The sequence below is a fragment of the Stenotrophomonas sp. AR029 genome (genome assembly GCF_047520695.2).
GTDB classification, from domain to species: Bacteria; Pseudomonadota; Gammaproteobacteria; order Xanthomonadales; family Xanthomonadaceae; genus Stenotrophomonas; species Stenotrophomonas sepilia.
The window spans coordinates 92,153-106,105 of sequence record NZ_JAXBQQ020000003.1 but is presented as its reverse complement, the minus strand read 5'-3'; the positions used below and the strand labels follow the sequence as shown (position 1 = coordinate 106,105).

The 13,953-nt window shown below is 68.3% G+C and carries 12 protein-coding genes; 5 read left to right on the top strand and 7 right to left on the bottom strand.

The window, feature by feature from the left end:
- Together ACM0PB_RS12750 and ACM0PB_RS12745 are read left to right on the top strand one after the other, a co-directional pair.
- Positions 1-672, top strand: a complete 672-nt coding sequence (locus ACM0PB_RS12750) for an SEL1-like repeat protein (protein WP_005421099.1) — start codon at positions 1-3, stop codon at positions 670-672.
- Positions 673-796: 124 nt separating this feature from the next.
- Positions 797-1,417 (top strand): thymidine kinase, encoded by a 621-nt coding sequence (locus ACM0PB_RS12745; RefSeq protein ID WP_005421101.1) that lies wholly within the window; start codon positions 797-799, stop codon positions 1,415-1,417.
- Between the two features lie 520 nt (positions 1,418-1,937).
- Here ACM0PB_RS12745 and ACM0PB_RS12740 read toward each other — a convergent pair.
- The 4 genes from ACM0PB_RS12740 to ACM0PB_RS12725 form a co-directional block, all read right to left on the bottom strand.
- Positions 1,938-3,542, bottom strand: coding sequence for an OpgD/OpgG family glucan biosynthesis protein (locus ACM0PB_RS12740; protein ID WP_065179774.1), 1,605 nt, complete (start codon positions 3,540-3,542; stop codon positions 1,938-1,940).
- Between the two features lie 105 nt (positions 3,543-3,647).
- Entirely contained in the window at positions 3,648-4,460 is an 813-nt protein-coding gene (gene mutM / locus ACM0PB_RS12735; RefSeq protein ID WP_005421105.1) for a bifunctional DNA-formamidopyrimidine glycosylase/DNA-(apurinic or apyrimidinic site) lyase, read from the bottom strand.
- Positions 4,461-4,479: 19 nt separating this feature from the next.
- Positions 4,480-4,812, bottom strand: coding sequence for an EF-hand domain-containing protein (locus tag ACM0PB_RS12730; RefSeq protein ID WP_061480454.1), 333 nt, complete (start codon positions 4,810-4,812; stop codon positions 4,480-4,482).
- On the bottom strand, positions 4,809-6,011 hold the full coding sequence (locus ACM0PB_RS12725) for a DesA family fatty acid desaturase (protein ID WP_188248845.1): 1,203 nt from the start codon (positions 6,009-6,011) through the stop codon (positions 4,809-4,811). The genes ACM0PB_RS12730 and ACM0PB_RS12725 overlap by 4 nt, the downstream gene beginning before the upstream one ends.
- Positions 6,012-6,162: 151 nt before the next feature.
- Between ACM0PB_RS12725 and ACM0PB_RS12720 the strand changes: the two genes are divergently transcribed.
- The gene (locus ACM0PB_RS12720; RefSeq protein WP_053496707.1) at positions 6,163-6,984 is read left to right on the top strand and encodes an ABC transporter ATP-binding protein; all 822 of its coding nucleotides are present in this window, start codon (positions 6,163-6,165) and stop codon (positions 6,982-6,984) included.
- 124 nt (positions 6,985-7,108) lie between these two features.
- Here ACM0PB_RS12720 and ACM0PB_RS12715 read toward each other — a convergent pair whose 3' ends face one another.
- Entirely contained in the window at positions 7,109-8,311 is a 1,203-nt protein-coding gene (locus ACM0PB_RS12715; protein WP_414604507.1) for a DUF4785 domain-containing protein, read from the bottom strand.
- 11 nt (positions 8,312-8,322) lie between these two features.
- Complete coding sequence (locus tag ACM0PB_RS12710; RefSeq protein WP_188239573.1) at positions 8,323-9,201, bottom strand: hypothetical protein; 879 nt, start codon at positions 9,199-9,201, stop codon at positions 8,323-8,325.
- Positions 9,202-9,462: 261 nt separating this feature from the next.
- On the opposite strand from ACM0PB_RS12710, the gene ACM0PB_RS12705 reads away from it, so the two are divergent.
- A complete protein-coding gene (locus ACM0PB_RS12705) occupies positions 9,463-10,308 on the top strand; it encodes an acid phosphatase (RefSeq protein WP_414604506.1) in 846 nt (281 codons plus the stop codon).
- Positions 10,309-10,420: 112 nt separating this feature from the next.
- Here ACM0PB_RS12705 and ACM0PB_RS12700 read toward each other — a convergent pair whose 3' ends face one another.
- Positions 10,421-12,691 (bottom strand): TonB-dependent receptor, encoded by a 2,271-nt coding sequence (locus ACM0PB_RS12700; protein ID WP_164230492.1) that lies wholly within the window; start codon positions 12,689-12,691, stop codon positions 10,421-10,423.
- A 159-nt stretch (positions 12,692-12,850) separates the two neighbouring features.
- Between ACM0PB_RS12700 and ACM0PB_RS12695 the strand changes: the two genes are divergently transcribed.
- The gene (locus tag ACM0PB_RS12695; RefSeq protein WP_171956344.1) at positions 12,851-13,867 is read left to right on the top strand and encodes a TIGR00266 family protein; all 1,017 of its coding nucleotides are present in this window, start codon (positions 12,851-12,853) and stop codon (positions 13,865-13,867) included.
- The last annotated feature ends 86 nt before the right edge of the window (positions 13,868-13,953 follow it).

The window sequence follows — 13,953 nt, the reverse complement described above, 5'->3', positions numbered from 1 at the left end:
ATGTCCTTGAACATCATCGCCCGCCCGCTGGTGGCTACCCTGCTGGGCCTGCTGGCCGTGCCTGCGGCCGGGTCCAGCCCGGCACCGCCTGCCGACGCCTATGAAACGATCGTGCTGCAGTCGCACGAGTTCCTCGTCTACCATCCGGACCTGCGCTTCCGTGGGCTCGGCATGCAGGCCCGCGAGCGGGGCCGCCACGAAGAGGCCCGCAACGACTTCCGCAATGCCGCGCGCTACGGCGACAAGCTCTCACAGGCAGCGCTGGCCGACATGCTCTGGAACGGGCAGGGCGGTCCGGTCGACCGCGCCCTGGGCTATGCATGGATGGACCTGGCGGCCGAGCGCGGCACCGAGTGGCTGGTGGTACAGCGCGAACGCTTCTGGGAGGCGCTGTCCGCCGACGAGCGCGAGCGCGCGGTACGCGAGGGCCGCGCGCTGTATGCCGAGTTCGGCGACCCGGCCGCGACGCCGCGGCTGGAACGTGAACTGCGGGCCGGCAGCATGCGGCAGACCGGCAGCCGCGCCGGCTGGAACGGCGCCATGCGCAGCCAGGGCCGTGGCGATGCGGGGGCCCGTGTGCTGCAACCGGAAAAGCACCAGTTGGCGCGCTACTGGGACCCGGTGGCCTACCGGCAATGGCAGGACGAGGAGCTGGCCAGATCGGGGCGATGAGCCACGCCTGCCAGGCCATCGTTGCCTCGGCGCTGCTGGCACCGGGGTACGCGACAGCCGGCACGTGATCGCCCGGCCACGGCCGATCCGCGACGGCGGGCCGGGTGGCGACTAGAATTGGCCGATGGCCAAGCTCTACTTCTACTACTCGGCGATGAACGCCGGCAAGACCACCACCCTGCTGCAGAGCGCGCACAACTACCGCGAGCGCGGCATGCGGGTGGCGATCCTGACCCCACGCCTGGACGATCGTGCCGGCGCCGGCGTGGTCGCCTCGCGGATCGGCCTGCGCGCTGACGGCATGGCCTTCGACCGCGATACCGACCTGCAGCGCTGGGTGGAGCAGGATCTGGCAGCCAACGGCCCGATGGGCTGCGTGCTGGTGGACGAGGCGCAGTTCCTGACCCGCGCCCAGGTCTGGCAGCTCAGTGAGGTGGTCGACCAGCTGCGCATTCCGGTGCTGTGCTACGGCCTTCGTACCGACTTCCGCGGCGAGCTGTTCGAAGGCAGCCAGTACCTGCTGGCCTGGGCCGACGAGATGCAGGAGATCAAGACCATCTGCCACAGCGGCAAGAAGGCGACGATGACCGTGCGCGTGGACGAGCATGGCCACGCCGTGCAGGACGGCCCGCAGGTGGAGATCGGTGGCAACGAGCGCTACGTGTCGGTCAGCCGTGCCGAGTTCAAGAAGATCACCCGCGGCGAAGGCCGGATCGATCCGGCGCAGGCGCCCCTGCCGCTGTAAGGGGTGTTCGGCAGGGCTGCGCCCTGCACCTGCAGAGGCAACAGCAACGTCAACAGCGAAAGCTGGCATTCCGTGGGATGGCGGGGCACTGTGGGTGTGCGGGGACGGCGCAAGTACGTCCATGTAGCCTTGGTCGCCGCATCCATGCGGCTCACACCCCGCAAACCCACAGTGCCCCGCCTTCGACAATTGGCCGGCGGCCAGTAGATCCACGCCATGAGTGGATGAAATCTGTCAGATATCGAATGAAATTCCGGGGTCAGATCCGTTTTCCTTCGGAAAACGGATCTGACCCCATGAGCTGTTCCGACAGATCGCGGAGATCTGTCGAAGGCGGGGTGGGTCCGGTTGCGGGGGCGTGAGCGCCATGGATGGCGCGACCGAGGCTACATGGACGTACTTGCGCCGTCCTCCTCAACCGGACCCACCCCGCCTTCCTACAGGAAACCAGCTTCTGCCGTTGCTTCGGCTCTGGCCTCTGCAGGTGCAGGGCTGCAAGCCCTGCAAACCCAATCCCCACTTAGTACAGCGTGCGCTCCGGCGCACCGGCCGGCGGCGGGGTGTACTGGTACAGCCAGGTCTCGGTGAGGGTCTTGCCACCACTGCGCAGGAACAGGCGGATGTCGATCTGCTCGGTACTGCCTTCCGGCGGCACCAGGTCGAACATCGCGCGATAGCCGTTGATCTCGCGCAGCGGGCGCGCCGACACGATCTCGACCCGGCCACGGCTGGCTTCCACCACCGCTTCGACCTCGGCCTTGTCGATCAGCCTGGCCAGTTCGCCACCTTCGAAGTCCACCGCGAAGCGCCAGCTGAAGTACTCACGCTTCTTGCCGACCACACCGCCCAGGCCGGTGCGGCTGGCCACGCAGTGCGCCAGCGGCGGGCGCGCCGGCGGTTCGGCGCCCCAGTACAAGCGGTAGCCTACCAGCAGCTCCTGGCCCGGCTGCGGCTTTTCCTTCGGGTTCCAGAACGCCACGATGTTGTCGAACGTCTCGTCCACGGTGGGAATCTCCACCAGCTGCACCGAGCCCTCGCCCCATTCGCCCTTCGGCTCCACCCACAGGCACGGGCGCTTCTCGTAGAACACGCCGTCGTCCTGGTAATGGTCGAAGTTGCGGTCGCGTTGCAGCAGGCCGAAGCCGCGCGGGTTGCGGTCCACGAACATGTTGAAGCGCAGGTTGCGCGGGTTCAGCAGCGGGCGCCAGATCCATTCGCCGGCACCGGTCCACAGCGACAGGCCATCGGTATCGTGGATCTCCGGGCGCCAGTCCCAGCCCATGCGGCGGTCGTTCTCGCCCACCTGGTACATGCTGGTGCACGGGGCGATGCCCAACCGCTCGATCGCCTTGCGCGGGTACAGCGCGCTGTCGATGTCCATCAGCAGCACGTCACCGTTGGTGATCGCGAAGCGATAGGCACCGGCCACGCTGGGCGAATCCAGCAGGCCATAGACCACGATCGTCTCCGAATCAGCCGACGGCTGTTCCAGGTAGTAGGCGATGAAATCCGGGAATTCCTCCGGCTTGCCCATGCCGGTGTCGATCGCCAGGCCACGCGCGGACTGGCCGTACTGGCCTTCCTTGCCGACCGCGCGGAAGTAGCTGGCGCCCAGGAAGGCGGCGAAGTCGCGGTCGGTATCCTTGCGGGTGTTCAGGCGGAAGCCGGCGAAGCCGAGGTCGGCCGGCAGCTCGCCGTCCTTGATGCCGCTCTTGCCGTAGTTGAACGCCGCGCCGTCATAGGCCAGTTCCTGCGCCTTGCCGTCGACCACGTCGAACATGCGCACCGGCGAATGGAAGTACAGGCCCAGGTGGAAGAACTTGGCCTGGAACTTGCCGGGCTGGTCGGCCCACAACGCATGGTCCTGGCGGTAGCCGATCGACTGGTACTGGTCCCAGTCCAGTCCTTCCAGACGGCCCGGCAGCACCCGCTTGTGGCTCTTGTAGGGCGCCTGTGCCAGCGCGCGCGCCTGGCCCTTCAGGGTGGCGAAGTCGAACGGTTGCGGCTGGCCGAGGCGGCGCAGGCCCATCTGGCCGCGCCGGCTGGCCGCGCACGCGGGCAGGGACGGCAGGCCGAATGCAGCCAGGGCGAGGGAGGCATTGCGGATGAAGTCGCGTCGTTGCATGCAGGCGCGTCAGGCACAGGGAGGAAGGTCGGCCATCATAGGCAGACAAACGTTAACGGGCAGCGGAGACGCGCCCTGCCCGTTCAGCTGCCGCTGGCCGCCGGCTCAGCGCTGGCAGTGGCTGCACCAGACACTCGCGCGCTGGCCGATGGTGGCGTGCTTCAGCGCGCGGCCACAGTTCGGGCACGGCAGCCCGTCGCGGCCGTACACCAGCAGTTCCTGCTCGAAGTAGCCCGGCGCGCCATCGGGGCTGATGAAATCGCGCAGGGTGGTGCCGCCGCGGGTGATGGCGTAGCCCAGGATCTCCTTCACCGCGTCGGCCAGCCGCTGGTAGCGTTCTCGCGAGATCTTTCCTGCCTCGCGCAACGGGCTGATGCCGGCCTTGAACAGGCTCTCGGCTGCGTAGATGTTGCCCACGCCCACCACCACCGCCTGGTCCATCAGGAAGGTCTTCACCGGCGCGCTGCGGCCCCGGCTGCGGGCGAACAGGTAGTCGCCGTCGAACGCGTCGTCCAGTGGCTCCGGGCCCAGCCCCTGCAGCAGCGGGTGGATCTCCCCAGCCGGCTGCCAGAGCAGGCTGCCGAAGCGGCGCGGGTCGTTGAAGCGCAGCAGGCGGCCGTTGTCCAGGCTGATGTCGACGTGGTCATGCGCCCGCAGCGGGGTATCACCGGGCAGCACGCGCAGGCTGCCGGACATGCCCAGGTGCAGCACGGCGCTGCCGATGGCGGTATCCAGCAGCAGGTACTTGGCGCGCCGGCGGATGTCCTCGATGCGCTGCCCCGGCAGCAGCTCGGCCACTTCCGGTGGAATCGGCCAGCGCAGGTCGGCGCGGCGCAGGATCACGCCATGCACGCGCCGGCCCTGCAGGTGCGGCGCCAGGCCGCGGCGGGTGGTTTCGACTTCGGGCAGTTCAGGCATGGGGCGATTCTACGCCCGCTCAACGCGGCGGCGCGGACAGCTCGCGGGCATCCAGGAAGCCATCACCGTTGGCATCCTGCTTGTGGAAGCGCTGCACGATCACCTGCCGCTGCTGCTCGCGGCGGATTGCCCTGCCCTTGCCGCCGGGCAGCTCGTCGGCGCTCAGCACGCCATCACCATTGCGGTCCATGCGGTCGAAGGCATACAGCATCCACTGCACGTACTCGGCCTCGCTGACCTTGCCGTCGCCATCGCTGTCCATCCGCTGCAGATAGCTGGCGGTGTCGGTGACCTGGGCCAGCGCCGCACCCGGCAGCAGCGCCGCCAGCAGAAGCCCGTACCCTGCCCTCACGCGCCCACCAGACTGTAGCCCTTCAACCGTGCGGCGTAGGCCTGCAACGCCGCGATACCGCTTTCCTCGGCCTCGCGGCACCACGCCTGCAGCTGATGCAGGCGCTCGGCGGCGTCGTGGCCACGGGCTTCCAGCAGCGCAGCCAATCGCCCGCGGTACTCGACCAGGGTGCGGATGCGCGGCCGCTGCGCCACCCATGCGCTGAGCTGGGCGCGGCTGTCCGGCTTCAGCCAGCGGCCATCGTTGACCAGGCCACGGCGCAACCGGCGTGGCAGCAGGCGGCGCAGCTTGGCCCCGGCCTGCGCGGCCTCCTCGCGCAGGGCTGGCATGAACACGTTGCGCTGGTAATCGGTCATCGCCTGGAAGCGGTGCGACAGCAGCGCCTTCAGCGTTTCGGCATCGGGCACGGCGATGTTCGGGCGCACGTCCATGGCCGGCGCCACCCGCAGCACCCTGGCCAGGCGCAGCGCCTGCAGCAGGCGGATCGCACTCCAGCCGATATCGAACTCCCAGCGCCGCATCGCGAAGCGCGCCGAACTGGGGAAGGCATGGTGGTTGTTGTGCAGCTCCTCGCCACCGATCCAGAACCCCCACGGCGTGAGATTGGTGGAGGTATCGGCCGACTCGTAGTTGCGGTACCCCCACCAGTGGCCCAGGCCATTGACTACGCCCGCCGCCCAGAACGGGATCCACGCCATCTGGATCGCCCACAGCGCCACGCCGGGCAGGCCGAACAGCACACTGTTGATCGCCAGCAGCACTACCGGCCCCAGCGTGGCGTGCGGGGTATACAGGTGGCGCTCGATCGCGTCGTCCGGCGTGCCGCGCCCGTACTGCTCGATGTCCGCGCGCATGCCGCGCGCTTCGCGGTACAGCTCCACGCCATGCCAGAACACCTTGCCGATGCCGCGGGTGACCGGGCTGTGCGGATCGTCCTCGGTCTCCACCTTGGCGTGGTGCTTGCGATGGATGGCCACCCACTCGCGGGTGATCATCGACGTGGTCAGCCACAGCCAGAAGCGGAACACGTGGGCCAGCGCCGGGTGGAAATCGACCCCGCGATGGGCCTGGCTGCGGTGCAGGTACAGGGTCACCGAGAAGATGGTGATCTGGGTGAAGACCAGCAGCACGCCCAACATGGCCCACCAGCCGAGGCCGAGCACACCACCGGTCAACAGGGACATCAGGGCATCAGACATGGCAGCTCTCCGGATCGACGCGGGGATGGCAGACATGATGGGCGCTTGCGTTGCAAACTGCATCCCTGCGGCGATGTATCGCATCGCCATCCGTGGCACCGTTCACAGTTGGGGACCTGAGTTGTCGAGCCTTGATCCACGCGCCAGCACCATGACTGCCGCCCCGCCCGTTGCGGAGCTGCCCCCCTTGATCGAACTGGACCGCGCCACCGTGGTGCGCGGCCAGGTGAAGGTGCTGCACGGGCTCAGCCTGCGCATCGCGCAGGGCCAGCACACCGCCCTGCTCGGCCCCAACGGCTGCGGCAAGTCGACCTTCATCAAGCTGATCACCCGCGAGCTGTACCCGCTGGCGCAGGTCGACGGCTCCGTGGCGGTAAGGGTGCTGGGGCAGAACCGCTGGCAGGTGGACCGGCTGCGATCGCAGCTCGGCATCGTCACCGGCGATCTCAGCAGCAATCTGGCCGACATGCCGGGCCTGACCGTGGAACAGGCAGTGCTGTCCGGCTTCTTCGCCAGCTACGTGGTGCCGGCCTTCCGCGAAGTGACCGCCGATATGCGCGCACGTGTGGGCGAGACACTGGCGATGACCGGCGCCCTGTCCCTGCGCGACCGCGCCTACGCCGAGTTGTCCGCTGGCGAGACCCGCCGCGTGCTGATCGCCCGCGCGCTGGTCAACCGGCCGCAGGCACTGCTGCTGGACGAACCCTCCACCGGGCTGGACCTGGTCGCCCGCGAGCAGCTGGTGGCGACCATGCGGGTGCTGGCGCAGCAGGGCATCACCCTGGTGCTGGTGACCCACCACATCGAAGAGATCATTCCCGAGATCGAGCGCGTGGTACTGCTGCGCGATGGCCGCGTGCTGGCCGACGGCACCCGCGCCGAGCTGCTGCGCAACGAACCGCTGTCTGCGGTGTTCGGCGGCGCGATCACCGTCTGCGAGCAGGAAGGCCGGCTGACCGCATACGCGGGGTGATCGGCATGCCGTTGTAGAGCCGAGCCGATGCTCGGCTGCTCCTGATCACGGCAAACGGCCGCCGAGCATGGGCTCGCCTCTACACAGGAGCAGCGGGCCGGACCCCGGCCCGCTGCACGCAACCTCAGAACCGCAACGCCAGCGCGCGCGACTCGATCGGTGCCATCCGGCTCTGGTCCTGCAGCTGCAGGTCGCGCAGCTCGTACGGTGCGCCAAAACCGGCCGGCAACGCGGCCTCGCCGAACGGCAGCACCAGCTGGCCGGCGCCTGGGCCATCGAACCACGCGGCTGCATGTGCCTGCGCGACCGGCTTCATCCGGCCATCGCGGGCCGTGGCATACAGCGTGCCGCGTGCCTCGTAGCGGCCTGCCGCAGCCACCTGCAGCGGCAGCGCCACCTGGCGGCTGGACGGGTCCGGTGCTGCCTGGCCACTGAAACGCGCGGTCGGCCGTGCCACCGCGAAGGCCACCTTGCCATCGCGCAGCACGCCATCGGCCTGGGCGAACACCTGCAGCTCCCACAGCCCCTGCACGGTGCCGATGTCGGTCGGGATCCGCACCTGCGCGCGCAGGCTGCCATCGGTGGTGCGCAGCAGGCGCTGCGGCCAGCTGCGGCCATCCGGTGCGACCAGCAGGGCTTCACCCCCCAGGCCGCCACGACGCGATGCCAGCTGCGCGGTGGTGGCGCCGTCTTCCAGCAGGCGTGCCTGCAGCTGCACGTTGCCACCGGCCAGCACCTGCGCCTGGTTGGCCTGGACTTCCAACCGCAGCGGGCTGTTCGGCTCCAGCACCTGCACCACATAGCGGCCCTGCGCCTGCGTGCTCTGCAGGGTGTACGCACCGGCGGCACTGGTCGCGCCGGTGCGCAGCATGCTGCTGCCATCACTCACCGGCATGCCGGCATCCTGAAGCGCGCGCGCATCGACACTGCGGGCCACGCTGCTGCGGCCAGCCGGGTCGCGCACCTGCAGGGTATTGGCCGGCAGCGCGCGGGCTCCTGCGGCCGGACTCAGCTGGATCACCGCATCGGGCGCCGTCAGCGGCAGGTCCAGGCCGCGCTGCAGCTGCGTGCCATCGACCTGCTGCCAGTAACTGCGGCTGACCGAGGCATATGGCGTGGCCGCCTGCAGCGGCTGTGCCGGGTCCAGCGCCCAGGCAAACGACAACGGCGCGTGTTCGCTTTCATCGGCAGGCAGCGGCGCGGCCATCAATGCGGCAGGCACCTGATCGCCCGCGCGGGCCGCCTGCAGAGGCTGCGCGGCCTGCGCGGCGGAAAGGGACAGTACTGCCAGCACCGCACTGGCCAGCAGGGTGGAATGGGTCGTCATGGTCATCTCCCTCACTGGGTCAGGTCGTTGCGCAGCAGGGTGCCAAGGCCGAAGCACTCGCGCCGGCTCTGGTTGTGGCTGAGCGGTTCTGCGCCCTGGGTGCGCGCTGTGTCGGTGAACCAGGTGGTACCGGCCGCCTTCTGGCTGCTGCACTCCAGGAAGCCATCGGAGCAGGACGACAACCAGTTCTGGGTGAACTCCAGGCCAACGTTGGCGGCATAGCCACCGCAGTAGCTGTTGCTGTCCCACACCGCCGATTCCACGTCACTGCCGACCACCGCGCGGAACGGCCTGGGCAACGCCGGGCGACCGGCAGTGCCGTACAGGTTCTGCGCGTTGTAGGTGGCCATGCTGGCCACCTGCTGCTGGCGTACCGCGTCGTTCTTGTAGCCCAGCAGCCAGCCCAGTGACGTTTCGAAGGTATTGCCGTTGAGCACCGCATCGGCCAGTGGCGTGCCCGCCGAAGACGGTGCCAGTGCGTTGACCTTGCGCACCGTGCGGATGATCTTCGGATAGCGGCTGTCGTACGTCGGATTGGACAGGATCCAGCGCATCACGTTGCCGCCGTTGGAATGGGTAATCACCACCAGCTGGGTGATGCCTCGGCTGTCGATGAAACTGGTCAGCTGGTTGGCCAGGCAGCCGGCGGCCTCCGGTTTCCACATGTACTGGGTGAAGTCACAGTTGATGACCACATAGTTGCTGCTGTTCGGCAGGCCCTGGCGCACGGTGTCGATGATCGCCGGCTGCCAGTAGTCCTGGGTGGCATTGGTCTGCGCGCCGGTGCCATGCACGAAGGCCACGCCGACCACGTCGGCGGCCTGCGTCGGTGCTGCTGCCAGCCCCAGAAGCAGGGCCAGGACGGTACTTCCTGTTGCGGTGCTGCGCATCGCTTCTCTCCCTCTGTCTTCGGATCCCCCCGACCCGGCTGGAACTGGACGGCCCCTGGTGACTGCCGATGTGCCGATGCTCACGGTGCGGCCGCGTGAAAGTCCGTGCGCTGCGCCCGGATTCAGCAGACTGGCACGCTTCGATGACGTTCTTCATCTCCTGTGATGACCATGCCGGGTCTGGCCGTATGACCGATGGCCACTGCGGTGCCGCATACGGGCTGCGATCATGACGCGGTGTTTTTCCTCCGGAGCCCGTCCATGTCGTTGATTTCCCACCCCGCCCGCCCGCTGCTCGGCCTCGCCGTTGCCGTGGCCCTGGCCCTGGCCGGCTGTGCTGCCACGGCCACCAAACCGACCGCCGTCGAAGCCAACATCACCACCAAGGCCGTGGGCTATCTGGACAAGAGCGCTGTTCCGGCCAGCCTCGATCTGGTGCCGGCACCGCCGGTGGCCGGTTCGGCCGCCCTCGCCCTGGACGAACAGGTCAGCCGTGAAGCCCGCGCGCTGCGTGGCAGCCCGCGCTTCGCCCAGGCCGGCATCGATGCGGAACTCGGCTTCCCCGAAGGTGCAAACCACTTCTCCTGCGCCGCCGACATCGACGTCGATGCGGTGAAGACTCCGGCGCTGTATCGACTGCTGGAGCGCAGCCGGATCGACGCCAGCGCCGCTACCAAGGCAGCCAAGAACCACTACCAGCGCCCGCGCCCGTTCATGGTCAACGGTGAGCCGACCTGCTCGCCGAAGGACGAGGATGGCCTGCGCAAGAATGGTTCCTATCCATCCGGCCACACCTCGATCGGCTGGGCCTGGGCACTGATCCTGTCGGAGATCGTGCCGGACCGCGCCGATGCCATCCAGGCCCGCGGCCGCAACTACGGCGAGAGCCGCCTGGTATGCAACGTGCACTGGCAGAGCGACATCCTCGAAGGCCGCTTCATGGGTGCCGCCGCCGTGGCCCGCCTGCACGACAACGCCGCGTTCAACAAGGACCTGCTGGCCGCACGCAAGGAGATCGCTGCCGCGCGCACGGCCGGCCTGCACTCCAGCCGCGACTGCACCACCGAGAACGCGGTACTGAAGGTGCGTCCGCAGAGCGCGCTGTAGGCGCCTGCGCGATCGGTCATTGCCGGCCAGCGGCCGGCACTACCGGTGGGTGCGAAGCAGAAGGGCCGGCATTGCGCCGGCCCTTCTTCATTGCACTACCGCAGCGACCGCATCAGAACTTCGCGGTGAACTCCACGCCCCAGGTGCGCGGCTCGTTGAGGAAGCCGGTCAGGTTGTTGAAGTCGATCGCACCGACCACGCGGGTCTGGTTGGTCAGGTTGCGGCCGAACACCGCCACGTCGTACTGGCCATACTCCCAGTTGTAGCCCAGGCGCAGGCCGCCTTCCAGCGAACTACGGCCGCGGAATTCCGGCGACTCGTAGATGAAGAAGTTCACCGCGCTGCGGTAGGCCCAGTCGGTGTAGGCGTACAGCTCGCTGCCATCGCTGAGCGGGAAGCCCACGCGCAGGGTCGCGTTGTGGATCCACTTCGGCGCCTGCGGCAGCGGGTTGCCGTTCACCAGCGCGTAGGTCTGGCCGTTGATCACCGTGGTCGGGTCGGTGATGGTGCAGCCGCCGCCGCAGATCGCCACCGCCAGGTTCTTGTCCTTGATCTCGGTGTCGTTGTAGCTGCTGCCAAAGGTCAGCAGGACGTTGTCGGCCAGGTAGGCCTCCAGGTCCAGCTCGACGCCCTGGCCGATGGTCTTGTCGGCGTTGAGCAGGGTGGCGGTGTTGTTGGCACCGCCCACGGCGATCAGCTGCTGGCCATCGACGTCGTAGCGGAACACGCTCAGGCCCAGGCGCGCGCGGCGCTCGAACAGGTCGGCCTTGATGCCGGCCTCGTACGAGATGACCTTCTCCGAATCGGCCTGCGACAGACCCGGCGCAAAGGCCAGGCGGCCCTGGATCGACGGCGCGCGGAAGCCCTTGGCCACGCGGGCGTAGGCGTTGATGTCGTCGGTGAGCTTGTAGACGCCGCTCAGGTCCCAGCTGACGTCGTTGACGTCGGTGTTGGCCAGGTACGGGCCACTGACCGGGGTGCCGAACGGAACCGCCTGCAGCACGCTGGCGCTGAAGTCCTTCTTGTCCTGGGTGTAGCGCACGCCGGCACGCAGCTTGAAGCGGTCGGTGACGTCGAAGTCACCCGAGGCGAACACTGCCCAGGCCTTGTTGCGCTGGTTCTGCACCACGTGGCCGGTCTGCGGATTGCCCGGGGCCAGCGAGTCGTAGTTGAAGTTGTTGATGGTCACGTCTTCATCGAAGTAGAAGACGCCGGCCTGCCAGTCGAAGCGGCCCCACTCGTTGGACTCGACGCGGAATTCCTGCGTCCACTGGCGATGGTGCGGCAGGCCATCAGCCGACTCCGAGGAGAACGGAATCAGGCCCGGGCCGTAGTTGCCGGCACCGAGGAAGGCCGCACCGTAGCCACCGTCGATGTCACCGCGGTTGAGCGATTCGGCGGTCTCGTAGCCGGTAATCGAGTGCAGGGTCACCGAGCCGAGGTTCCACTGCAGGCGCGCGCTGCCCCCCCAGGTCTCCAGGTCGGAGAAGTTGACGCCGTCGTTGGCCACCTTGTCGCGGTCGAAGTTCTCGACCAGCGAATTGCCACCCTTCTGGATGATGTTGGCGCGGAACAGGCGGGCGGTGCCGTTGAGCTTGCGCTTGTGCAGGTTGAACAGCGCTTCGAAGTCATCGCCTTCGTACAGGAACTGCACGCGGCCTGCCGCTTCGTCATAGCCTTCGAAGCCGCTGTTGGGCGCGCCCACACGGGTGTTGTCGACCCAGTCGTCACGACGCTGGTAGATCGCCGAGACGCGCGCCGACCAGCGGTCGGTCAGCGGGCCGCCGTAGGCGCCCTGCACGTTCCAGCTGTTGTAGCTGCCGTAGCCGACGCGGATATAGCCGTCGGCATCCTGCGACGGGCGGGCCGAATCGAACTTGACCACGCCGGCCGGCGTGTTGCGGCCGAACAGGGTGCCCTGCGGGCCACGCAGCACTTCCACGTTGGCCAGGTCGAACAGCGGGAAGCCCTTCAGCAGCGGGCTTTCCTGCACGACGTCGTCGTATACCAGCGACACCGGCTGCGAGGCATTGAGATCGAAATCGGTGTTGCCCAGGCCGCGGATGTAGAAGCGCGGGAAGGCACGACCGTAGGACGACTCGATGTTGAGGCTGGGCACGCGTGCGGCCAGGAAGCGGATGTCATCGCCGGCCGAACCGAGCACATCCAGCTTCTCGCCCTGGATCGCGCTGACTGCGACCGGTACGTCCTTGGCGTTCTCGACACGGCGCTGCGCGGTGACCTGCAGGGTGTCGAGGGCAACCGGATCCTTGGCGGCAGGGGTTTCCTGGGCGGCTGCTACCAGCGGCAGCAGGGCGGAAAGAGCGGCAACGAGAGGGCGCGCGACCGGGAAGCGGCCACGGGAAGTGCGGGTCGGGGACATGGCGGTAGGCTGTGTTTGGAGGGGTGGTAAAACGGCGCTACCAGATAATTGTTGCAATACAGCACCTGCCCCGCAAATGCCGGCCGTTCATGGCCCCGTCGCCCTGCCCCCGGGGCGCTCGCTAGACTCGGGGTTTTCCAGCGCCGCGGAGCCGCCGCAATGACCCAGTGGTACTTCCATGCCTCGGCCCAGGCCGACCGAATCGGACCGCTCGATGACCCGGCCGCGCGCCGTTACGCGCAGGCCAACCCGCGCGCGCTGGCCTGGTGCCAGGGCATGAGCGGATGGACCTCGATTGCCGAAGTGCCTGAACTGCAATCCGCGGCCCCGGGCATGCCCCACACCCCACCCCCGGTCCCCGCCGCCGCCAGCGGCCGCGCCGACGACATCGAATTCCGCATCGTCGGCCATGAAATGCAGTTCGTGGAAATCGAGCTTGATCCCGGCGAGAGCGCCATTGCCGAGGCCGGCGCGCTGATGTTCAAGGACGCCACGGTGCAGATGGATACCGTGTTCGGCGCCGCCAATGGCGACCAGGGCGGCGGCTTCATGGGCAAGGTGATGGCTGCCGGCAAGCGCGTACTGACCGGCGAAAGCCTGTTCGCCACCGTCTACACCCAGAGCGGCCATGGCAAGGGCAAGGTCGCCTTCGCTGCGCCCTACCCTGGGACGGTGCTGGCGATGAAGCTGGACCAGCACGGCGGCCGCCTGATCTGCCAGAAGGACAGTTTCCTGGCCGGCGCGCGCGGCGTGCAGATCGGCGTGCAGTTCCAGCGCAAGATCATGACCGGCCTGTTCGGGGGCGAGGGTTTCATCATGCAGAAACTGGAGGGCGACGGCTGGGTGTTCATCCACGCCGGCGGCTGCGTGGTGGAGCGCGAGCTGGCCGCCGGCGAACGCCTGGACGTGGATACCGGCTGCGTGGTGGCCTACCACCCGACGGTGGACATGGACGTGCGTCGGGTGGCCGGCATCAAGAGCATGCTGTTCGGCGGCGAAGGGGTGTTCCTGGCCACGTTGACCGGCCCCGGCAAGGTCTGGCTGCAGTCGCTGCCGTTCTCACGCCTGGCCGGCCGCATGTGGATGGCCGCACCGCAGGGCGGCGGCCAAGGCCGCGGCGAAGGCTCGGTGCTGGGCGGCCTGGGCCGGATGCTGGATGGCGATAACCGCTTCTGACCGCCTCCGGTCGTGCCGGCCGCTGGCCGGCAACCTCATGGACCTTGGCGCGCATCCCGGTAGTGCCGGCCGCTGGCCGGCAGCCC

Excerpts from the sequence above, each read along its gene's own strand:
- ACM0PB_RS12725 (WP_188248845.1), bottom strand. The coding sequence starts at position 6,011 with ATGTCTGATGCCCTGATGTCCCTGTTGACCGGTGGTGTGCTCGGCCTC.
- ACM0PB_RS12740 (WP_065179774.1), bottom strand. The coding sequence starts at position 3,542 with ATGCAACGACGCGACTTCATCCGCAATGCCTCCCTCGCCCTGGCTGCA.
- ACM0PB_RS12700 (WP_164230492.1), bottom strand. The coding sequence starts at position 12,691 with ATGTCCCCGACCCGCACTTCCCGTGGCCGCTTCCCGGTCGCGCGCCCT.
- ACM0PB_RS12710 (WP_188239573.1), bottom strand. The coding sequence starts at position 9,201 with ATGCGCAGCACCGCAACAGGAAGTACCGTCCTGGCCCTGCTTCTGGGG.
- ACM0PB_RS12705 (WP_414604506.1), top strand. The coding sequence starts at position 9,463 with ATGTCGTTGATTTCCCACCCCGCCCGCCCGCTGCTCGGCCTCGCCGTT.
- ACM0PB_RS12750 (WP_005421099.1), top strand. The coding sequence starts at position 1 with ATGTCCTTGAACATCATCGCCCGCCCGCTGGTGGCTACCCTGCTGGGC.
- ACM0PB_RS12720 (WP_053496707.1), top strand. The coding sequence starts at position 6,163 with ATGACTGCCGCCCCGCCCGTTGCGGAGCTGCCCCCCTTGATCGAACTG.
- ACM0PB_RS12745 (WP_005421101.1), top strand. The coding sequence starts at position 797 with ATGGCCAAGCTCTACTTCTACTACTCGGCGATGAACGCCGGCAAGACC.
- ACM0PB_RS12695 (WP_171956344.1), top strand. The coding sequence starts at position 12,851 with ATGACCCAGTGGTACTTCCATGCCTCGGCCCAGGCCGACCGAATCGGA.
- ACM0PB_RS12715 (WP_414604507.1), bottom strand. The coding sequence starts at position 8,311 with ATGACGACCCATTCCACCCTGCTGGCCAGTGCGGTGCTGGCAGTACTG.
- mutM (WP_005421105.1), bottom strand. The coding sequence starts at position 4,460 with ATGCCTGAACTGCCCGAAGTCGAAACCACCCGCCGCGGCCTGGCGCCG.